The 22,711-nt window shown below is 29.0% G+C and carries 15 protein-coding genes; 3 read left to right on the forward strand and 12 right to left on the reverse strand.

Features of this window, described 5'->3' with window-relative positions; all coding sequences use genetic code 11:
• Positions 1–236: 236 nt before the first annotated feature.
• From C4S75_RS04960 to C4S75_RS04985, 6 genes are all read right to left on the reverse strand, one after another.
• A complete protein-coding gene (locus C4S75_RS04960; RefSeq protein WP_105297221.1) occupies positions 237–1,952 on the reverse strand; it encodes an outer membrane beta-barrel family protein in 1,716 nt (571 codons plus the stop codon).
• On the reverse strand, positions 1,889–2,626 hold the full coding sequence (locus C4S75_RS04965; protein WP_105297222.1) for a hypothetical protein: 738 nt from the start codon (positions 2,624–2,626) through the stop codon (positions 1,889–1,891). Before C4S75_RS04965 ends, C4S75_RS04960 begins: the two co-directional genes overlap by 64 nt.
• A gap of 410 nt (positions 2,627–3,036) precedes the next feature.
• The gene (locus C4S75_RS04970; RefSeq protein ID WP_105297223.1) at positions 3,037–5,253 is read right to left on the reverse strand and encodes a peptidase domain-containing ABC transporter; all 2,217 of its coding nucleotides are present in this window, start codon (positions 5,251–5,253) and stop codon (positions 3,037–3,039) included.
• Entirely contained in the window at positions 5,240–6,565 is a 1,326-nt protein-coding gene (locus C4S75_RS04975) for a radical SAM/SPASM domain-containing protein (RefSeq protein ID WP_105297224.1), read from the reverse strand. Before C4S75_RS04975 ends, C4S75_RS04970 begins: the two co-directional genes overlap by 14 nt.
• 421 nt (positions 6,566–6,986) lie before the next feature.
• Complete coding sequence (locus C4S75_RS04980) at positions 6,987–7,169, reverse strand: hypothetical protein (protein ID WP_105297225.1); 183 nt, start codon at positions 7,167–7,169, stop codon at positions 6,987–6,989.
• 81 nt (positions 7,170–7,250) lie between these two features.
• Complete coding sequence (locus C4S75_RS04985) at positions 7,251–9,632, reverse strand: outer membrane beta-barrel family protein (protein ID WP_105297226.1); 2,382 nt, start codon at positions 9,630–9,632, stop codon at positions 7,251–7,253.
• A 481-nt stretch (positions 9,633–10,113) separates the two neighbouring features.
• Here C4S75_RS04985 and C4S75_RS04990 point away from each other — a divergent pair, with 481 nt between their 5' ends.
• Genes C4S75_RS04990 through dtd form a run of 3 tightly spaced genes read left to right on the forward strand, consistent with a single transcriptional unit; the run spans position 10,114 to position 12,305 of the window.
• Positions 10,114–10,899, forward strand: coding sequence for an exodeoxyribonuclease III (locus C4S75_RS04990; protein ID WP_105297227.1), 786 nt, complete (start codon positions 10,114–10,116; stop codon positions 10,897–10,899).
• Between the two features lie 15 nt (positions 10,900–10,914).
• Positions 10,915–11,835, forward strand: a complete 921-nt coding sequence (locus C4S75_RS04995; RefSeq protein WP_105297228.1) for an OmpA family protein — start codon at positions 10,915–10,917, stop codon at positions 11,833–11,835.
• A 17-nt stretch (positions 11,836–11,852) separates the two neighbouring features.
• Positions 11,853–12,305 (forward strand): D-aminoacyl-tRNA deacylase, encoded by a 453-nt coding sequence (gene dtd, locus C4S75_RS05000; protein WP_105297229.1) that lies wholly within the window; start codon positions 11,853–11,855, stop codon positions 12,303–12,305.
• A 157-nt stretch (positions 12,306–12,462) separates the two neighbouring features.
• Here dtd and C4S75_RS05005 read toward each other — a convergent pair whose 3' ends face one another.
• The 6 genes from C4S75_RS05005 to C4S75_RS05030 all read right to left on the reverse strand — a co-directional run bounded on the left by C4S75_RS05005 (position 12,463) and on the right by C4S75_RS05030 (position 22,672).
• Entirely contained in the window at positions 12,463–13,713 is a 1,251-nt protein-coding gene (locus C4S75_RS05005) for a pyridoxal phosphate-dependent aminotransferase family protein (protein WP_105297230.1), read from the reverse strand.
• Between the two features lie 23 nt (positions 13,714–13,736).
• Positions 13,737–14,765 carry a PLP-dependent cysteine synthase family protein gene (locus C4S75_RS05010; protein ID WP_105297231.1) on the reverse strand — a complete coding sequence of 343 codons (1,029 nt, stop codon included), beginning with the start codon at positions 14,763–14,765 and terminating at the stop codon, positions 13,737–13,739.
• A gap of 147 nt (positions 14,766–14,912) precedes the next feature.
• A complete protein-coding gene (locus tag C4S75_RS05015) occupies positions 14,913–16,073 on the reverse strand; it encodes a GlmU family protein (protein ID WP_105297232.1) in 1,161 nt (386 codons plus the stop codon).
• 145 nt (positions 16,074–16,218) lie between these two features.
• A complete protein-coding gene (locus C4S75_RS05020) occupies positions 16,219–16,908 on the reverse strand; it encodes a Sir2 family NAD-dependent protein deacetylase (protein ID WP_105297233.1) in 690 nt (229 codons plus the stop codon).
• A gap of 62 nt (positions 16,909–16,970) precedes the next feature.
• The gene (locus C4S75_RS05025; RefSeq protein ID WP_105297234.1) at positions 16,971–19,034 is read right to left on the reverse strand and encodes a cytochrome c biogenesis protein CcdA; all 2,064 of its coding nucleotides are present in this window, start codon (positions 19,032–19,034) and stop codon (positions 16,971–16,973) included.
• 275 nt (positions 19,035–19,309) lie between these two features.
• Positions 19,310–22,672 carry a hypothetical protein gene (locus C4S75_RS05030; RefSeq protein WP_105297235.1) on the reverse strand — a complete coding sequence of 1,121 codons (3,363 nt, stop codon included), beginning with the start codon at positions 22,670–22,672 and terminating at the stop codon, positions 19,310–19,312.
• Positions 22,673–22,711 lie beyond the last annotated feature (39 nt).

The raw sequence follows: 22,711 nt of genomic DNA on the forward strand, positions 1-22,711 counted from the left end.
AAAAAGTGAAATATTTTTATTTATCTTACAATTATTTAAAAAAATGATTTTTTTTCATAATTGAAATATGAATTTTTTTATTTAAAAATTAATTTAGAATTATGCACCCAATTCCAATTGATTTTTAACCAAATTGTAATAATTTGATCTTAATTTTACTAATTGGCTATGATTTTCTGTTTTTTAAATTATTCTCTTTTTAAAAATAAAAATTGATTGTCTTATATATCAGATAGCTATTTAGCTCTGTTTTGTTCTTCCTCATTACCTGTTTTGATAGACTTTGATTTTATTGAATTATTCCCAAAATTATATTTTATCGAAAACCGTAGATTTTGTGAAAATTCATAATCAGTAATTTTATTCTTATTTTGATTGTATATACTATATACTTTATATTTAGATGTTTTAAAAACATCATTGGCATATAAGGAAAGCACTAATTTTTTATCAAGAAACAGACATTTCAATCCTGCACCAAAATTTGAAAAGGATTTCAATTTATCCGTCCCATCATATTGAGGAAAATTATATTGATACACTATGGTAAAATATGCAGTTTTATTTCTATTTAGAAATAAATTATTATTAGTCTCTAAACTTGAACTTATAGTATTATTTGAATTAAAACCTTCAATTTTAGATTTATTTTCTTTATAGAATAAATTTAATGTAAAAGTGCTTTCCCAAAATTTAAATGTATTGAATACATAATTTTGATTTAAACCTACGGAATACTCGTTGACACTGTTTTCAAATTTATAATGCACAAAATTAGTGTCGTCCTCTTTTAAGTAATTTACCATATTTATCACATCTTCCGCTTTATAAAAATAAATCCCACTTGTCCACTGATTTTTCCAGGTATAATTTAATTCTAAATTATCTGAATTTGAAGAATGTAGATATGGATTACCTGCTTGTGTTGTATTTTTATTTATATGAAGAACAAAGGGATTTAATGCCCTATACCAAGGTCTATTTATACGTCTTGTATAGGTAAATGTAAAAGTATTTTTTTCATTTAACACATACGATAAATAAAAGCTCGGAAACAATTCAATTGAATTAGATTTATATTCTTCTTTTGATACTATGGAATTAATTTTGCTTTGAAAGCTTTCCAATCGTAAACCGATTTGTATTTCCCATCTATCCAAAATTTTTCTTCTCCCTGAAAAATAAATCGCTTGAATGTTTTCTTTATATTCCAAAAGATCTTTGTATTTTTCTTGAAAATCATTTTTTCCTTCTTTATTTTCACTATAGCCTATATTATTAGTTATTTTACTATGCGATATTTTAATTCCATAATCTATTCCCAAATTTTTTAATTTTTGCTCTACATCTAAATTTCCAGAATAATTTGAAATTTTTTGATTATTTGTATCCAGAGAGGCAAAATCGTTTGTAGGTAAATACGCATCAAAATCTAAATAATCTTTTGAATTTAAAATTGCATTTTCTTTTCTCGTATTTTTAAAATAATTCAGATTAAATTTAATCTTACTTCCCAGACTATCCAATTTATAGTGTGTGTAAAAATTCGAATAAAAGTTTTCTCTTTCTTCGATTTCTTTTGACACACTGTTCGTCAAAATATTTGGATTTAATAAATTATATTGATATTGTTTATTATACAGATTTAAAGAACCATCTGTTTTCTTATACAATAAGTGAACACCTAAATTTAATTTCTCTATTATTTGATAATCCAAATTAAGGTTTCCATTAAAGTATTTTTTTAGCTTAAAACTACTATTAATATAATTACTGATATTTCTATCAGTAAATTCACTATATTTATTGATCAGTTGTGAAAAATTTTTACCATTATAAATATCTATAGCAGTATTGAATGTTAGTTTTTTATAATTAAATGTAAATCCTAAATTTTCATTAAATAACGCATATTTAGCCTGTTTATAAGTCCCACCAATATAACTGTCCAATTATTCTTTTTACTTGTTTTTAAAACAATATTTATTAATCCCGAATTTCCTTCAGCATCGTATTTCGCGGGAGGTGCGGTGATCACTTCAATATTCTTAATATTATCTGATGAAATGGATTTTAAATAATTAATTAAATCATCATCAGATAGTGGAATGATCTTATCATTAACTAATACTTTCAAGCTACTTTTACCGACCATGGATATTTGATCATTTTTAACTTGTATTCCCGGGGTTAATTTCAATACATCCAAACCATCTCCTCCTGAGGTTGCAGCTGAATTTTCAACGTTAAATATGGTTCGATCTATTTTTCTCTCAATTAATTTTTTATTTCCTGTAACTACTATCTGCTGTAATTTTATACCGGTAGACAGATCAATTATTCCTAAATCTGTATTTTCTTTTATTATTAACGATTTGGAATATAATTCATCACTATCTTCTTTAATTTTTAACTCGTATAATCCTTCGTATAAATTTCTAAAAATAAAGTTTTTATGATCATCTATCTCTGAAGTTATGATAATAGAATCTGGCTTAATTAAGTATACTTCCAATTTATTTTCAGATATATTTTCATTTAATTTAAGTGTTCCTTTAAGAGTAATTTCTTGAGAATAAGAATAATTACATACTAATATGATAACAAATAAATAGAAAATTTTCATAGTTTTTGATATAAATATTCAGGCAAATTTATATCAATAAATATTATTTATAACGAGTTGTTATGTATTTTAAACATTTTATTAAGTATTATAATATATTTTTAAAAAATTTGAGATAAAATTTAAAGATAATTTATTTTAATTTTAATCAAAACCAATATAAAACAGATATTTTATCCCTTTTATTTGTTTTGTGTTTTTATGATTTTTATCATATAAAATATTTTGTTTTTTTATAATTTTAATTTATTATCAACTTAATGATTATTTTTTTAGTCGATTGATATAATTTTTTGAATTATCCATGATATTTATATAGTATTAAAGAACTAGACCTCTTTATAAAATTATTGATGAAATCAGTTTTTCTTCGGTAATTAAAATTTTGTAATGATTGAATTAATTTAGCTTTATGTACCCAATTCCAATTGATTTTTAACCAAATTATAGTAATTTGATCTTAATTTTACTAATTGGCTATGATTTCCTGTTTCTACTATTTGACCGTTTTTTAAAACTACTATTTGATCTGCATTTTTAACCGTTGACAATCGATGAGCTATAATTATCACGGTTTTACCTTTAAAAAATTCTTGTAAATTGGCATGAATAATTCGTTCATTTTCAGAATCTAAAGCAGAAGTTGCTTCATCAAAAAACAAATATTCGGGATTTTTATAAACGGCTCGAGCTATAAGTATTCTTTGTTTTTGTCCGCCCGATAATTCTATCCCGGCATTCCCGACCCGAGTGAAATAATGCATCGGTAAGTTTTCTATAAAATCTTGTATTCCCGCTATTTTTGCTGCTTTTCTAAGTTTGTCTACATCATAGCTTTTTCCGGACATGGAAATATTACTTGCAATGGTATCACTAAAAATGGTTCCATTTTGAAGCACTGTTCCACATCGCTCTCTCCATTCTTCGGCATTTATATCATTCATGGAAAAGGTATCTAAATATATTCCTCCTTTTTTTATAGGATAGTACGATAATAATAATTTCAACAGAGTTGTTTTACCACTTCCACTGGCGCCGACAATGGCCGTTATGGAGTTTTTAGGTATTACCATATGTATATCCTTTAATATAAAGGGATTATGAGTTCCCGGATATTTAAAGGACACATGATCAATATAAATATTTTGAATAACGCAATCTTTTATATGCTTTTTATTTTGAGAATCTTCATCAGGTATTTCATAGATTAGTTCAATTCTTTTATTGGCAATAATGGTATCTTGTGTATCACGAAGAAACATAATTAAATTTTGTAAAGGTGTTGAAAGTTGTCCGATGACATAGGATATTCCCATTAAAGTTCCCAAAGACATTTGGTCCTCTATGATAAATGTTGCACAAAATGCTATGGCAATAATTTCTTTTAATTTGGAAAGTGTATCTACTCCAAAAAGCTGATAGGTATTTAAAAGCAACGATTTAATTTCTAATCGGTTTAATTTATCTTGGGTAGAAATAATTCGATCAATAATTTTTTCCTGAGCATTATTAATTTTTATCTCAGGCATATTCATTATGAATTCGTATATATTATTGCTGTTTTCTGATCTTTTTAAAAATGATGCATATTCAATTATATTTCGTTTATTAAAAAAAATAGAAAACCACAATACTGAAATTATTGACAATACCAGATATACACAAAATATGGTTATGCTAAAATATGCTAATACACAGCTAAATACAAACACATTTAAAAAACTCAATAGTAAAGTAACCCCTTTCCAGGTAAAAAACCGTTGAATGGTTTGCTGATCTTCCAACCGTTGTAGAATTTCCGTGTTTATTTGAGTGTCAAAGAAAACTATGGGTAAACGTAATATTTTTAAAAGTAATGTTTTTCGTAATTCAATACTTAATATGAAATTTAGCTTGGTAAGCACAATTTGACTAAAAAAGTCTGAGGAAAAATTAGATATGAACAAAATAAATTGCGCTAATAAAAGATAATAAACTACTCGTAATGACTTTGAAGAAATTCCTAAATCAATAATATTCTGAAAAGTAAAAGGAATGAACCAATTCGTCACTAATCCTATAAAAACTAAAAATATAGCAAGGAAATAGTTACGTTTATTATTTTTTAAAAACCCATACGTATATTTTATTATACTGGATTGAAACAAACTTTTATTTTTTACATTATCAATTTTTATAGTGAAAAAATTTTCAGAAGGTTCCAAAAATAAAACGATCCCCTTAGTATTGTTTTCTTTCCACTCAGTTATAAAAGATTCTCTATCTAGTACGACCTTGCCATAACCGGGATCTGCTAAATGATAATATACTTGATTTTTCTTTTTAACTATTTTTTCTAAAACTACAAAATGACTTTGTTTCCAATATAAAATATAAGGCGTGGGAATTTCATTTAATTCTTCAACAGTTAATTTTAATGCATGGGCTGTTAATCCTAATTTATCGGATACATCCACGAGATCTTGTACAGATACTCCAATACGAGTAAATTCAAAAAAGGATTTAATATAATTAAGTGAAGTTTTTTTGCCAAAATAACTCATGATCATGGCTAGACAGGCTGCTCCGCAATCGCTGCTTTCAAGTTGATTATAAAATTGTAAACGATGCCTTTTATTTATTCGCATTCTCTAAAATTTCACTTATTTTATTTCTTATAACCTTTTCTTTTTCTGTTTCATCCCATGAATACACACAATACTCTCTATTAGCGGCCAGACTTTCCAAGGCAGTTTGAGAACATCCTCCATTACATAAAGGTAAAATTTTACATTCTAGGCATGGGCGATTCTTGAACTTTGAATTCATTCGTTTATTTAACGAATCATTTTCCCAAAATAATTCTCCGTTTTCCGTTAAATATCCTTCCCTATTTTTAGTAGAGAAATCACGGGCCGTGCATTTAAATATATCTCCGTTATAATTGATAACAACACTATTTTTTTTATCTGCATAGCATGAATTTCGAAGGGTATCCGGGCTATATTCATGGCACGAGGTTTTTCCCCCTTTGCTATTTATTTGATTCATTTCTTTATCAGCAATATCTTGTGTCTGATCTATTTTTTTATTTTGCCATACTCTATGAAAATCGAATTTTAAAAATTGAGTTTTAATATCTTCTTCGACATCTTCAAAATCGTCATAAATTCTATTTGTATTTAGGATATTTGAATCGGTAAAATTTATTCTGACATTCACATAAAATTTATTCCTTATCAAGTTTTTTATATTTGAAACAATTTTATCATAAGAACCTTTATTTTGACTTATATAGCGAACTTTATTGTGTTCTTCTTTATGACCATCTAAGGTGATTTGTAAATTGCATCGGACGTTTTTATCCAAGAAAAAATTTATAAATTCTTGATTTGCTAAATATCCATTAGTAGTGAAAGATGTATATGCATTTATATTTTTCTCTGCACATCTTTCTAAATAATAATTAATTATAGGAATTACATTTTTATTAAAATATAATAAAGGTTCTCCTCCAAAAAATGAGATATTCATATTTTTTAAATCCTTATTATTGGTAATGGTATCTATCAACCTTTTAATTTTAATAAGTCCATTTTCATCTAACCTTGAACTTTTAACCAGATTTTCATAACAATACCAACATTTAAAATTGCAATTCATAGTTGGATTGATAGTTAATAAAAACAATGAATTATCTTCATCAATGCTTTTACTTATTTTTTTTATTTCATCCAGCTCATCTATTTCCTCATTAATAATAAATTTTTCTTCTACCATATAATTGAAAAACTCCGGATGGATCTCTTTTAGCTCTGATGTTTTATACATTTCCATTAATTCTTTAAGTTCAGATTGTATAAAAAGTAATCGTTGCTCAAGGGTATTATATAAAACATATTGCTCTCCATAAGGTAAGCATACATTATAATGACTATATTTCATAGAATGTATTTCCATTATATTTATTTAATTTATTTAGTTTTCTTCAATTACTAATTTTGAAAAATAAAATCCATTTATTTACTTTATACTTATATTATAATGTATTTACATTTTAGATGATCGTTATAATAAATCTTATTATTCATTATATATTTATGAAAAAAAATGATTGATACATTAATATTTTAATAAGACATAAGAATTCATGATAATTCATTTGATTATAAATTGAATTCGCATAGGCAAAACTTAGTTTTGTTTAACTTTTACTTTTTATATTTTAACACAACTTTGCGAGTATTTAAAATTCATCTGTAACTTATTCAAACATATCAATAAAGCTTCATAAATTCCGTCTGACATTTTTTTAAACTTATATATAATCCATAACAGAGTATTGCTGCTAACAATACTCTGTTAGACTAAAGTAAGATTGTTAACATTTCCATCTACCCGGACCCATACATTTATTTATACAAATTCCTACATTCATACATCCTCCCATTACATCCTTAGCATCAACTGCATTTAATGATTTTGAAAATCCTCCTTTTAAAACTTCTCCTGACGTTTGTAATGTTTCAAATTTTTTAACGTCAACTTTTTTTGTTGTTTTCATTTTTGAATAATTATTATAAATTTTAGAGTAACCTTTTTGTGTCTTGACTCATTTATGGACAACGATTGCAATCTTTATTTTTTATTTAATTCTGTTCTGATCTTCTGTATTACTTCCCTCAATATTCTTTTCTTTTACTGTTGAACTTCCTAATTTATAGCTTAATGATATTCGTATTGAAGGAGATTCATAATACCCTCTATATTTAGCACTTATACCGTTATTGGTGCTTTTATTTCTAAATTGATCTGCATTAAATAGGTTAGTAACCTGTAAGGATAATTGCATTTTTTTATCCAAAAGTTGAGCTTTAAAAAACATATCCATTTGTGTTAATGAATAATTAGTACTTAAAGCTCCTTGACTGCGCGGGTAATAAGAAATTATCAAATCTGCTGACAGCGTCTTACTTTTATTAAGGATAAATGTATTATTAGCTTGTATTCTTCCCATAAATCCTTCTTGAGATTTATCCGTGATCGGATATATTTTAGATTTTAAATATAGATACCCCCCCACTAGCATTAGATTACTTTGCAACCAACTCAATTTAGCATAGGAAAAAGATTGAATGATGCCTACTCCGTAATTATCAAAATAATTCTCCACTTTTGTTGCTTGTATATAACTATCTTTATCCAAATAGGTAACATCATTAAAGTTATCCTTTTGAACCATAAATTGTAAAATAGTTTGTATAATGTCTTTATAATAATAAGATAGCTCAATACTGTTATTAATGACAGGTTTTAGAAAAGGATTCCCTTCAGAATATTGATAGGGATTGGAATAATTTCTGAAAGGATTAACGGAATTGTAATCCGGCCTGTCAATTCTTCTGGAATAGGTAAAAGAATAAGAATTATTTTCGTTTGCTTTATAAAGTATATATAAGGTTGGAAAAAATTTCAAATAATTATTTTTATTGCATTCATTAAGTGAAATGGAATTCCCACGAGTTTGCGTATTTTCCACTCTAATGCCTAGTTGAATATCCCATTTTTTCATTTCTTTATTAGCTGAAACATAAAGAGCTTGAGAATTTTCTTTGTATACAAAATCATCTTGATGCGTTTTTTCAATTACATTCTCACCTTTTGTCAGGTAATTCCTTAAACTGCTTTTCGTTTTCGTAAAAGATATTTTAGCCCCGTATTGTAAGTTTATAAAAGAAAGGGGGTAATCAATATCAACTTGGCCGCTATAATTATCAATATCCAGCGATCCCTTATTTTCAATTGGAAAATAACGCGTAATTAGATCGTTGTGAACCCCATAAGAATGGGTTAAATAATTGTATTTTTTCTCAGTATTGTAGTTAAAATAATCAAAATTCAATTTTATTTTTTTACCTGAACTATCAATAGTAAAATGTGAATACCAATTAAGTGAATTCAATCTTTTTGTAGAATTTTCATAGCTTTTAGTCCTGAGTAATGAATCCAATTTATTTTCATATGTATGGAAATTTGTTATATCCTTATATCGAGAATGCGGTTCTGAATAATTGAGCAAATATTGTATTCCTGAATTCCATTTAGAAGTTAATTGATAATCCAACAAAAATTTTGAACTGAATGTATTTTGATAATTTTTACCTGTTTCCTTTTCATCCCATAATTGCTCGGGATAATACACCTTACTTTTTTTTAAATTTTTGTAGTTGCCATTCGAGTAATTAGATGATAAACCTAAGTTTATTTTATTTTTACTGTAAGTAAAGTTTGCCCCAAAATTACCTGATGCATAATACCCTTGTTTATATGAAGACGTAAGGCTAGAAGCCCAAAAATCTTTTTTGATTTTTTTTAAATTTATATTTATGAGGCCTGAGTTACCTTCTGCATCATATTGTGAGGGAGGCGTAGTTATAACTTCAATATTCTTTACCTGGTCAGAAGGGAAACTTTTTAAATAATTAAATAAATCATCACCATTCAAGGAAACGATTTTATCATCAATCATCACTTTTACCGAACTTTTACCTGTAAGAAATAATTGATTATTTCGCACCTCTATTCCCGGCATAAGGTGTAAAATATCTAAAACATCCGTTCCGGCGGATCCTATGGAATTTTCAATATTATAAATCGTTCGGTCAACTTTCTTTTCAATTAACCTTTTTTTTCCGGTAACCAATATCTCCTGTAATTCGTTAGGCGTTCGTATGGATAGTATACCTAAATCAGTATCTTCTTTAAGTTCCAAGCTTTGAGCATATAAAACTTCACCCGATTCTTTAATGATCAAGTTATAATTTCCTAGAGACAAATGGTCAAAACGAAATTTACCTTCTTCTTTAACTATAACTTTTCCTACCATCGAATCTCGATTTGCCAGAATTACTTCAGCTAAATGACCGGAATTACCTTTTTCAAATTTTATTTCTCCTTTAATATGAATCTTTTGAGAAAAACTTAGGAAGAACTGAAAGAATAAAACTAATAAAATATTAATCTTCATACAAGCACATTTATATCATTATCCATAGTTTTACAAATACATTTCATAAATGATTATTAATTAAATTACTCTAATTAAAAGAAATTTTTAAATTTTGATTTCCTGATCAGATACAACCTATAAAAACAGAGAACTTATAAAATTTAATACAGATAAATATAATGAATTCATAGTAATTTTGTTTTATTTAAAACACAAATTTATATTATAATACCATTTAAATAAAACTGAATTATATCATATTTTATTACCTCCCAATGAGTACTTATTCTTGAATACAACATTTTAAAATAAAATATCAACATTTTTTAAAATATTTTTTCTCTCTACTTATTAGCCAATGGTAAACTTCTAACTTTTTATATAGTTACTTTATCCTATAAACTAATGATTTAAATAACTTTTCTTTTTTAATTTATTATTAACAAGTAAAACGTTTTTTTATAAAAATCTGAAATATAAAAAACAGTACTTTTGTAAAATGAAACTATTGAGTTACAACGTTAACGGAATACGAGCCGCATTAAATAAAGGCTTACTTGATTGGTTGAAATCTGCCAATCCTGATATACTTTGCTTGCAAGAAATAAAAGCACATACTGATCAATTCGACTCGACAGTATTTGAAAGTTTGGGTTATCATTCCTACTGGTTTCCGGCAGAAAAAAAGGGATATAGCGGAGTAGCAATTTTATCTAAAGAAAAACCAATTTCAGTGAAATATGGTTGTGATGAGCAAGAATACGATCAAGAAGGAAGAGTATTACAAGCAAATTTTGAAAACTTTTCAGTTTTAAGTGTTTATGTTCCTTCTGCAACCAATATTTCTCGTTTAGGTTTTAAAATGAAATTTTGCGAATATTTATTAAATTATATTAAAAAATTAGAAACGGATTTTAAAAACCTTATTATTAATGGCGATATAAATATTTGTCATAAAGCCATAGACATCAATGATCCGGTTCGCAATGCTAAAGTGTCAGGATTTCTTCCAGAAGAAAGAGAATGGATGGACCGTTTCTTTGAACAATGTAATTTGGTAGATACTTTACGAGTTTTTAATCATGAACCCAATCAATATTCGTGGTGGACGTACCGTGTGAAAACAGCCAGAAGTAATAATAAAGGATGGCGCATCGATTACACTTTGGTTACCAAGCCTTTGGTAAAACATTTACAAAGAGCTTATATTTTAACTCAAGCAGTACACTCCGACCATGCTCCGGTAGGTATCGATTTCGACTTAAATAAAACACAAAATCTTTAATTAAATTATCTAATTATGAAAAAAGCAACTTGTATTATTTCTCTAGTAATTCTCGCCGCATCGTGTGTACCTCAATCCAGATACGATGAATTGGAAAAAAAATATTATGCTTCATTGCAAGGAGAAAGAAAAAGTCAAAAAGCAATTCAAGAAAAAGAAAACGAATTAAAATCTTTATCCGACCAATATTCTTCATTACAAGAACAACAAGACGCCCTGGCTAAAAAGAAAGCGCAACTTGATGCTGAATATTCAGATCTTCAAATAGAATATGCTACACGACTTAAAGATATGGAAGATCTTAAAGCTAAAAACGCACAAATAGCTGATCAAGTTCAAAGTACGGAACAATCCCGAAAAAAAATATTGAATGAATTAGAGCAAACCCAAGGTCAACTTCAAGAAAAAATTAAAAGAATTAATGAATTGGAAAACTTGATTTCTCAACAAAAAGAATCGGTTTCCAAATTAAAAAACAAACTTCAAATCGCTTTAAAAAATTATTCAGGAAAAGGAATTACTGTTGAAGAAAAAGATGGAAATATTTACGTTTCCATGGAGAATAAACTTCTGTTTCCATCCGCAAGTTGGACGGTAGAAACAGAAGGTATAAAAGCCCTTCACGACCTTTCTGAAGTTTTATCTAAAGATAAAAGTTTAAATATAATTATTCAAGGACATACGGATTCCGATAAATATGCCGGTAGCGGAAGCATTAAAGACAATTGGGATTTATCTGTAATGCGTGCAACCGCCATAACTAAAATTCTTCAATCCGAAGGAGTATCGCCTAAACAAATGACCGCTTCCGGTAAAAGTGAATATGCTCCTCTAGCCAGTAATTCCACAGCTACCGGAAAAGCAGCTAATAGAAGGGTTGACATTATTATAGCTCCTAATTTGAGTGAAATTACTAAAATTTTAAATGATTTATAATTTTGAGATTTTATTTTATGCGAGTGGTTATCCAAAGAGTTTTAGAATCTTCCGTGAAAGTTGATAATAAAATAGTTGGCCAAATTGATCATGGTTTGTTGATACTTTTAGGTATTGAGGAAGCAGACAACCGGGAAGATATAGACTGGTTGTCTAATAAAATTTGTAATCTTCGAATATTTAATGATGAAAATGAAATAATGAATAAATCAATTTTGGATATTGGAGGGGATATTTTATTAGTAAGCCAATTTACCCTTCATGCTTCCACAAAAAAAGGTAACAGACCGAGTTATATAAAAGCCGCAAAACAAGAGTTTGCTAATACTATGTATGAAAAATTTAAAGATCAATTGTCCAACATATTATCAAAGCCTGTCCAATCCGGGATATTCGGTGCAGATATGAAAGTTTCTTTACTCAATGATGGTCCGGTAACCATTCTCATAGATTCTAAAAATAAAGAATAATAAAAACAGATAGTTATTCAAATTATATGAGTTTTTTTTAACTTTCAATTTTTGATTAATAATTTGAAAACTTAAAAATAAAATGAAAATTTATCGCATAAAAAAACCTGATTATTTAAAATAATCAGGTTATTATTTTTTTATTTAAACAGAAAGATTAAATATTTAAATTCAAATCTGTCATTTGTTGTTTATATACGCCTCCAACTAACTTGTCTCGAACAGCTTCGAAAGCATCCAAGGTTTTATCAATTTCTTCATCTGTATGTGAAGCCGTTGGTATTAAACGTAAAAGTATCATTCCTTTAGGAATAACCGGATAGACTACAACACTGGTAAAAATTTTATAATTTTCACGAATATCTTTAATTAATAAAGTAGCTTCGATGGGATCTCCCTGCATATATACAGGAGTTACACAAGTATTGGTTTTACCGATATCAAATCCCCTGGCTTTCAACCCTTCTTGAAGTTTCTTTACATTATGCCATAGTTTATCCTTAAGTTCGGGTTTGCTTCGTAACAATTCCAATCTTTTTAATGCACCAATTACCATAGGCATTGGCAAAGATTTAGCGAAAATTTGAGATCTTAAATTGTATTTTAAATATCTGATTATTTCTTTATTAGAAGCTACAAATGCACCTATTCCGGCCATAGATTTTGCAAATGTTGAAAAATAAACATCTATACCATCCTGGCAGCCCTGCTCTTCTCCTGCTCCTGCTCCTGTTTTACCAAGTGTACCGAATCCGTGAGCGTCATCAACTAATAATCTAAAATTGTATTTCTTTTTAAGTTCTACAATTTCTTTTAATTTACCTTGCTCTCCTCTCATTCCGAAAACTCCCTCGGTGATAACTAAAACACCACCTCCTGATTCTGCTGCATTTTTTTCCGCTCTTTTCAGGTTTTTTTCCAAGCTTTCTATATCGTTATGCTGATAGGTAAATCTTTTTCCAAAATGAAGTCTAACTCCATCAACTATACAAGCATGGCTATCTACATCGTAAACGATTACATCATTTTTGGAAACCAATGTATCTATAATCGATAACATTCCCTGGTATCCAAAGTTTAATAAATAGGCTGATTCTTTGTTTGCAAAATTAGCCAATTGTTTTTCCAATTCTTCATGGTAGTGAGTCTGCCCCGACATGGCTCTCGCTCCCATTGGATAAGCCATACCATATTGAGCTGCTGCATCAGCATCTGCTTTTCGTACTTCAGGATGATTAGCCAATCCTAAATAATCATTAATGCTCCAGATGATCATGTCATTACCCTTAAATTTCATTCTTGGGCTGATTTCTCCTTCTAGAACAGGAAATATATATTCTCCTTCCCCATAGTCCGCATATTTAGCTAGTGGACCGGGATTATTTTTTATTCTTTCAAAAATATCCATTGTTACAATTTAACCAAAGTTAGTTATATTTTTTCTACAGTAGCGTGAGATTCTAACCCATTCAATTTGCTGTTGACAAAACCTTGAGATGCCATCCATTCATCACTGAAAACTTTAGTCATATATCTGGAACCGTGATCAGGAAAAATTAAAACAGCCAATGAGTTATCACTAAAAGTATCTGCTATTGTACGTGCTGCTGTTAAGCTTGCTCCACTGGTATATCCTACCATCATTCCTTCTTTTAGTGCTAATTCTCTGGTAGCATAGGCACTGGGCTCATCTGATACTTTAACGTATTGATCGATAACAGAAAAATCTAAAGCGCCCGGGATTAAATTTTTACCTAAACCTTCAATTTGATAAGGCTTAATCTCGTTAGGGTCTAATTCTCCTGTTTCAAAATATTTTTTTAATACGGAACCTACTGCATCTACTCCTATCACTTTAATATCAGGATTTTTTTCTTTGAGAAACTGTGCAGCTCCCGTAAGTGTTCCTCCGGTTCCTGTACATCCAATAAGATGGGTAATTTTCCCTTGCGTTTGCTCCCAAATTTCAGGTCCTGTACTTAAATAATGAGATTTTGTGTTTTCTTTATTAAAATATTGATTAATATATAAGGAATTAGGGGTATCTGCTGCTATTCTTTTGGCAACTTCATAATAGGATCTGGGATCATCTGCCGGAACATTAGCCGGACATAAATAAACTTTAGCTCCCATTGCTCTAAGAAAAGAGATTTTTTCAGGTTTTGTTTTATCGCTAACAGCTACTATACATTTATAGCCTTTCACGATACTTACCATAGCTATGGAAAAACCTGTATTTCCTGAAGTTGTTTCAACTATAGTTGCTCCTGGCTTTAATAAACCTTGTTTTTCAGCATTTTCAATAATATGAAGCGCAATTCTGTCTTTAGTTGAGTGTCCGGGGTTATAGCATTCTAATTTTGCAAAAAAAGAACCTTTCATTCCTTCTGTTACTCTGTTTAAGCGAACTAACGGCGTATTGTTAATTAACTCAAGAACATTATTATAAGTTCCAGCCATCCTATCTTATTATTAATTTATATAATTAATTCAAGGGGCAAATTTATAATTTTTTTTTCTTACAAAAAATTTAACTGAATGAAATTTAACATATACAAATTGATTAAAAATTTATATTATACTTTATTAGAAAATCCGTATAAATTATTAGTAATTGTTATAGATATATTCTATAATTTTCTTATCCTGTTCTGATAATTCAATTCCCCTTCTTTTCATAGTCCTTTCTGCAACTTCAAATACCTGTTCCAATTTAAAGTTAGGACTCTCTGACTTACCACCCCATGAGAAAGATTTTATTATATTAGGTGGAAAACCGGAAGTAAATATATTGGCCGAAACTCCTACTACCGTGCCGGTATTAAATTGTGTGTTTATAGCTGATTTAGAATGATCCCCCATGATCATCCCTGCAAATTGTAATCCTGACTTAATAAACTTTTGTTTTGTATAATTCCAAAGCTTAACTTCTGCATAATTATTTTTCAAGTTAGAAGAATTGGTATCTGCTCCCAAATTACACCATTCACCTATTACCGAATTTCCTACAAAACCGTCATGACCTTTATTTGAATATCCTGAGATTATAATATTATTAACTTCTCCTCCTACTTTGGAATACGGTCCAATTGTTGTTCCGCCATAAACTTTGGCTCCCATATTTATTTTAGAACCCGTACCTAAGGCAAAGGAACCTCGAATCATCGCTCCTTCCATAATTTCAGAATTTTTTCCTAAATAAATAGGTCCTTCTTTGGTATTGAGTATTGCACATTCGGCTACGGCTCCTTCTTCAACAAATAGTTGTGAAGGATCTCCTATGATTCTAACGGTATTTGATAAGGTACATGATTTCCTGCCTTGTGTAATTAATTGGAAATCATAAGTAATGGCATCCGAATTAAAAGTAAACAAATCCCAAGGATATTGTATGTGAAAGCTTTCAAATGTTATATCCAATTTTTTGAAAAAATTATTTAATTGAAAATTTTCAAGAGTAGTTTTTGCTGCTACCAACTCTTCCTGATAATAAAAAGCTTCTCCGAATTTTAAATTTTTTAATTGGTAAATAAAATCTTGATTTGGAAAATAGGCGGGATTTATAAATACGTTTTCTTCTTCAATTTGAAGAGTATATTTTTCAGAAAGATATCCTTGAGTTAGATAAGAGATTTTTTCCGTTTGAAAAATATGTTTCCATCTTTCTGCAAATGTTAATATTCCCATCCTTAATTCTGCTACCGGTCGCGTAAACGTTAAGGGTAAAAGATCGGAATACTCTTTACCATCAAAAAGAATAATATTCATAGTATATACTTTATTATTTTTTCAAATATAAAAAATTATATCATAGTTTTTATTCTTTTATTTCAGTTAAAAGTTTTAAATAGTTTACGTATAAAATAGTTAAAATACTGATTCTCTATTTTTTATAATGTCTTATTATTTATTTTTATAAAGTGTTAGCATAATGTTCTTTAAAATATTCTAATCCTTCGGATGCTCCTTTTTGTATGAATATAATATCATTGCGTAATGAGGTTCGGAACGGTTTAGGATCTATGACAAATATTTTTGAAGTAACCGGCACAAAATCAAGTAATGATGCAGCCGGATATACTTGCAGAGAGCTTCCTATGACTAAAAAAATATCGGCATTTTGAGTTATTTCAATAGCATTTTCCATTTCAGGAACCATTTCTCCAAACCATACTATATGGGGACGTAATTGTCCACCATCTTCTGCTAAGTCTCCCATATGAACATCTTGTAGCGTATCATAGATTAGTGATTCATTAGTTTCGCTTCTTACTTTTGTCAGTTCTCCGTGTAAATGAAGTATATGTGTTGATTGAGCTCTTTCGTGAAAATTGTCAACATTTTGAGTTATAATTGAAATATCAAAAATGGATTCTAATTCTTTGAGCAAATGATGCCCCCGATTCGGGTCATGTTTTTGCAACTCGGCTCTTCGCATATTATAAAAATTCTGCACTAATTCCGGGTTTTTATACCATCCTTCTATGGAGGCTACTTCTTGCACATTATAATTTTCCCATAATCCACCTGAATCTCTGAATGTGCTTAGACCGCTTTCAGCACTCATGCCTGCTCCTGTTAATACAACTAATTTTTTTTTCATATTTTATGCACTCAATTAGTTAACTAATTATTTTTAAATATAGGTTCTCTCCTTTTAAAATCTTATTTTAACTCATCATAAGTAGTATATCCACATAGCAAAAAATTTTTAAATTCTTCTTTATCCATATAACCTGCAACCGGAAAATTTAAAATTCTATTATCCGGTGTTACTAATACGTAGAATGGTTGAGAATTGGAATTAAAGTTCTCTCTTTGAAAAGTAGACCATTTATTTCCTATTGTTTTAATTTTTCTTTTTCTTCCATCTTTTAAATGAAGGGTTTGTTGCTCATTATTAGGCAATTCTTCTGAATCATCAACATATAAAGATGAAATTATGAATTTATCGTGTAAGATATTCCAAATATCCGGTTCACTCCACACATATTCTTCCATTTTTCGGCAATTTTCACATCCATAACCAGTAAAATCAATGAGAATGGGTTTATTTTCCTTTTTTGCCATTTCTCTTGCTTTCTCATAGTCATGAAAAAGGGTCAATCCTAAAACCCCATTTTTTTGGTTGTTTGGATATATGCTAATTTGCATAGGTGGAGTAAGTCCACTAAGTAATTTTAAATTAGGCTTTTCTGAAGGAAACAATCCGGGAATCATATAAATTCCAATCAGTCCAAAGAGACAAGCCCCAATTATTCTTCCTTTATTGATTTTTACTTTTTTATTATCGTGAGGAAATTTAATTACACCTAATAAGTATAATACAATTGAAATACAGATAAGGATCCAGATCGCGATAAAAATTTCTCTTTTCAATAAGAAAGTTTTAGCTACTAAATCTGCTTTTGATAAAAATTTGAACGCTAAAGCTAATTCTAAAAAACCTAAAACAACTTTAACGGTATTCATCCATCCTCCTGATTTTGGAATCGTATGTAAAAATTGAGGAAACAATGCAAATATTCCAAACACTAGTGCCCAAGCTAATCCACATCCTCCAAATGCTACGGTCAACTGATTCGGGTTTTGAATTGCATTCGCCAGTATGCTTCCTAAAACAGGACCGGTGCATGAGAATGAAACGATTACCAGGGTTAAAGCCATGAAAAAAAGACCTATTATACCTCCCGATTCGGAAGCTTTATCAGATTTATTAGCCATCCATCCGGGTAACGTTATATCGTAATATCCAAAAAAACTAAAAGCAAACAGTATAAAAATCACAAAAAAGATTAGATTCAACCATACATTGGTGGCAATCTGATTAAAAATATCCGGATTTATGCTACTTATAAGATGAAAGGGCAGTGTAAATAATACGAAAATTAACACTATGAAAAAAGCGTAAATCAAGGCATCTTTCTTGCCTTCTTTTTTACTTTTAGCATGTTTGGTAAAATAGGATATGGTTAATGGAATCATAGGATATACGCATGGGGTTAGCAAAGCTACTAATCCTCCTAAAAAACCAAATGTAAAAATCCATAGATAACCTTCTTTTTTAATTATCCTATCTCCGCAATCTTTATTAATCGGATCAGCTATATTGAAGCCGGGTATAATGATCTGATTTTTATTGCTTTCTGCAATTGTTTTTATGGGTTGAACGGAATCTTTTATTGGAGTTGAAAGAACAGAATCTATTTTTGGATTCGGTTGAGTCAATTGCTTAACCGTGTCTTTAAATAAGACCGTTGACTTATCTTGATTTATTGACTTAGGAATCAATTTGAAAGAAAAGGTTTCTTCATCCGGTGCTAAACATACTTTATCATTGCATATCTGATATTCAACATCTGCTTCAAATACAACCGGTTTAGAACCTAAAACCTCAACTCGTTGTCTATATTCAACTTTATTGGAATAATAAATCAAAGTTCCTTCAAATACATCGGAATATTCTTCAATTTTTTTACCAATTTCTTTAGTTGGACCAATTAGTTTTACAGATGAATTTTCGGGATATGAAAATGAAGTTGGAATTGCATTTTCAACCTTTATATCTTTAGAATATACATGCCACCCCGATTCTAAAATTGCAGTGAATACGGCTTCATAGATATTATCTTTTTCATGTTTTATTTCCGATTTCCACTGGATAGGATTCTTAACTTGAGCATTGGCTACTAGGGCAAGAACAAAAAAAATCCAAATCAGTTTTTTCATGATAAGCTTTATGTTAGAATTATTTAGTTTATGAACCAAATGTAATAAATTTCACAAATATAATCGACCGATTTTATCTTAATTTTACTTTGCAAAATCCATCTTTTTTTTCCAAAAATGACAGTAAAATTTGAAATTTTTCTTATTTATTAAATGGTTATTATCTGATTTATAAACACTTCATTATTGAAACAATACATGATTGATTACCAAATTACAATCATTTATTCAAAATTTTTTTGGTATATCTTATCTTTAAGTGTTGAATTTAATGATTAAAACGAAGCTTTTATCTGAACACTCCCCGTATGTATGGTTTTTGAATCTTCACTTTTGCGACCATCATATATAATATTCAATGTAAAAACAGAGCTAAGCTCTCTTTGAAGGTATGCTTTCCATATCATATTTTTTCCACTTAGTAGACCTTCCATCATCTGACTGGATACCAAGGAAAAATTATTTCCTTTTAAATCGTTTTTAATATATGAAAAAGTGCCGGTAAGAGAGGTTCTTTTCTCATCATTCCAATGGCATTCAAATCCGGCTTGTTTCCATTCTAACCGTTCATTTCCTAATTTGTTTTTCTTATGTTGATACTTTAGTAAGGCTTTCAGGCTGATATTTTTTTGAATTTCATAGGTTAATGAAGGATGAAAAGCTGTTGTTTCAATGGTAAATCGTTTGGTAACAAAAAGTTGAGATCTACTTTTATCTGTGATAAAATTATTTTGAAGAGAAAAAATCCATAAATCCCAAGGTTTATAATTTACTAAAGTTTGAAAATTGACACTATTTCTTTTGTCTTTTCCGGTAAAAATAAATTGTGTAGAGTTATTTTCCATGAATTGAAACGCTCCCGTCCATTTGTGTACACTGATTCGATTAAATGATAGATTTGTAGTTATATTCTGTGTCTGAGACAAGAGATCTTTATTGGAAAAGGGATTAAGTTCAACGGCTTTATTTTTTTTCTTGTAAGATGAAATCGATTGAAAAGCAGATTGTAAGGTTATTCTTTTCCACCAGTCGGAATTAAGAAACCGAGAGGGATGTACATATATGGTAAACAGTAATTTATTATTATTTGATTTTAAATAGTTTACATTGTCTGTATAAACTCGTATATATTGTGCTTGATCGCTGAATTCTGCCACTTCAAACTCATCAATTTCCTCTATTCCGTTCCCATTATAATCCGTCCATTTATATATGCCTTTTCCGTCCGTCACTTTTACATATTTAAATTCTCTTTGAGCTTCCTGACCACTCGACAACTCATATTCAGAATTTAAGACTAACCCGCTTTTAAGTAACATTTTATTCCAATGAATAGATCCTAATAAGTAATTTTCATCTTTTTGATTTGTATATATAGCTTTACTGTAATGCACTTTACGATAATGGAAACCAATATTTAAATTATGATTTTGAGATTGTATCAATTGATTGTTTATGATCGTTCCATAGGAAGTGGTAAAATTTTTCAGTTTACCAATACGTACGGAATCATCTGTTCTGGCATAAATTTTTAATTGGGTAAAAATTTTTGCGCTATCTGTGAGTAAGGTTGCATATATTTCATTCCAGTTAAAACTGGATGAGGTATATTTTGACAGCAAATTGTTTTTAACTTTATTGGTTTCTCCTTTTAAACCGATTCCTACTTTCACCTTTCCTATTTGTTGATTAACTTCCGAAATATGCTTTATAAAATTAGAATGGATACTGTCTTGTTGTTTAGAATACAAATAACTAACATTGGTAGATATGGCTGTATTATTAGCAGCATATCCCAGGTGTATATCATTTTTGTATCCTTTATAAAAATTTTCTTCTTCTAAATAATTTAAGGTGTAATTTAACTTCCATTTTTCATATAGTCTGTTTTGCCAACCCAGACTTAATTGGTTCTGATTTATACCGCTGAATTCTTGTGAAATATTAAAATCCCTATCGAATTCAACTTGGTTAATTCTTTCTAAGATGTGAAAGTTTTTTTGAATAAAAGTATGGGATAAATTAAAATTACTTTTCCAATATTTTTTATCCATATTTTTATTTAAGTATATTTTACTTGCAAAACCTTTATTTTTGCCATTTCCAATAGACGAAAACGTATTTTCATCATGATCGCTTATAGCCAAATTAACACCCAAATTACCTTTATTAAACCTATATTCTGCATGAGTTGAAACTATTTGTGTTTTTTGAGGTGGAATCAATTGGGTTACGGGTTCATATTCCCCTTGTAATATGCCGTCAATTGGAGGAATATACTCATATACGCGACCATTTACAGGAAGTGATACAATTTTATAATTACCTTTATTAGCCCCCATATAGGTAAATGAAAGTGTATATAATTCTTCTGAGCTATCGGTTGAATATTGATAAATTGATTCTTGTCCTGTATTTATTTTTTTATATAAGATTTTGTTTGGATCATATTCGGTTAATACTGCATTCGGCGCATACATTCGGTCTATTTCGTTTCCTGCTTCACGTAAAACTTCTTTTTGTCTATCTGTCAATTCTTGATTACTAGCTTTGGTATCATTTTCAGAAAATATATTGGCACTAAGAGTAAATTTTTCAGATTGATATTTTCCACCCGTATATAATAAAAAACGTGTATAAGTTGTTGTATTATAAATATATTCTACTACTATACGACTATTGGAAGAAATATAGGTTTTAGAGGTAAAAGTAAGTTCTCCCGTATTATAATTGATCGTATAATCTTGATCTTCGCCCCTTTTTAATAATGCACCGTTCATATAAACTTTTTCTGAGCCTGATAATACAATTATAAAAAGTTCTCCTTGTTTTCCTTTTAATTTATAAGGTCCTTGATTTCCTTCTATTCCGGTAAATTTCATTCGATTAAATTCTCCTCTGGAAAGTGAACCTAAAGCATATAAATCGGTAAATGAATCTGTACGTTTTATTCGTGTTCCAATTTGCATACCCGTAATCTTTCTCGAGAAATTGGCAAAATAATCTTGGTCTTGAATCAAATCTAAATGTCCCGCTCTTAAATAAGAATTTTTATTAGACAGCTCAATATAGATTTTATCAAATTCATCCAATCGTTGGGTATATCCGTCGGCTTGTATAGGTATATTATGATCTGATATAGCTGCTTTTATCATAACATCTTTACTTAAATGACCGGAGAGCTCTAAATCCAATGATGACTGAACGGAAGCACTTTGATTGTTCCCAAAAGTGATCCCTCTAATTAAGGTCCCTGAACTTGTCAAATTTTGAAAAAATTCATTATTTTTCTTTACTTTTTCAGTTATTTCATAAAGTTTTACAGGCTTATTAATTCTCACTATAAGTGACGTATCTTTAGAATAAATTATTTTTTCTTTTTTTTCAGGAAATAGATAATAGCAAATTTTTAATTCCTGACCTATCAATAAAGGATCAATTTTTATCGCATTTAGTGACGATTGATATGAGTATAATTTGGAATTTATTTCTTCATTATTTTTATTCTTTATGGAAATTGGCTCTGGTATAATTGTTAGAGAATCAAGTACTACTAAGGTGTCCTTTATAACAATTTTTTTACACTTGAAATTTGGATTTTTCCAATCAATATCTTGAGCCTGGATAAATAATCCCAAGCATATAGTAATTAGTATGAATATTGATCTACTTAGCAA

Source organism: Apibacter sp. wkB309, assembly GCF_002964915.1.
Taxonomy (GTDB): Bacteria; Bacteroidota; Bacteroidia; order Flavobacteriales; family Weeksellaceae; genus Apibacter.

Excerpts from the sequence above, each read along its gene's own strand:
- C4S75_RS04990 (WP_105297227.1), top strand. The coding sequence starts at position 10,114 with ATGAAACTATTGAGTTACAACGTTAACGGAATACGAGCCGCATTAAAT.
- C4S75_RS04970 (WP_105297223.1), bottom strand. The coding sequence starts at position 5,253 with ATGCGAATAAATAAAAGGCATCGTTTACAATTTTATAATCAACTTGAA.
- C4S75_RS05020 (WP_105297233.1), bottom strand. The coding sequence starts at position 16,908 with ATGAAAAAAAAATTAGTTGTATTAACAGGAGCAGGCATGAGTGCTGAA.
- C4S75_RS05015 (WP_105297232.1), bottom strand. The coding sequence starts at position 16,073 with ATGAATATTATTCTTTTTGATGGTAAAGAGTATTCCGATCTTTTACCC.
- C4S75_RS05005 (WP_105297230.1), bottom strand. The coding sequence starts at position 13,713 with ATGGATATTTTTGAAAGAATAAAAAATAATCCCGGTCCACTAGCTAAA.
- C4S75_RS05010 (WP_105297231.1), bottom strand. The coding sequence starts at position 14,765 with ATGGCTGGAACTTATAATAATGTTCTTGAGTTAATTAACAATACGCCG.
- C4S75_RS05025 (WP_105297234.1), bottom strand. The coding sequence starts at position 19,034 with ATGAAAAAACTGATTTGGATTTTTTTTGTTCTTGCCCTAGTAGCCAAT.
- C4S75_RS04995 (WP_105297228.1), top strand. The coding sequence starts at position 10,915 with ATGAAAAAAGCAACTTGTATTATTTCTCTAGTAATTCTCGCCGCATCG.
- C4S75_RS04975 (WP_105297224.1), bottom strand. The coding sequence starts at position 6,565 with ATGGAAATACATTCTATGAAATATAGTCATTATAATGTATGCTTACCT.
- dtd (WP_105297229.1), top strand. The coding sequence starts at position 11,853 with ATGCGAGTGGTTATCCAAAGAGTTTTAGAATCTTCCGTGAAAGTTGAT.
- C4S75_RS04965 (WP_105297222.1), bottom strand. The coding sequence starts at position 2,626 with ATGAAAATTTTCTATTTATTTGTTATCATATTAGTATGTAATTATTCT.
- C4S75_RS04985 (WP_105297226.1), bottom strand. The coding sequence starts at position 9,632 with ATGAAGATTAATATTTTATTAGTTTTATTCTTTCAGTTCTTCCTAAGT.
- C4S75_RS04980 (WP_105297225.1), bottom strand. The coding sequence starts at position 7,169 with ATGAAAACAACAAAAAAAGTTGACGTTAAAAAATTTGAAACATTACAA.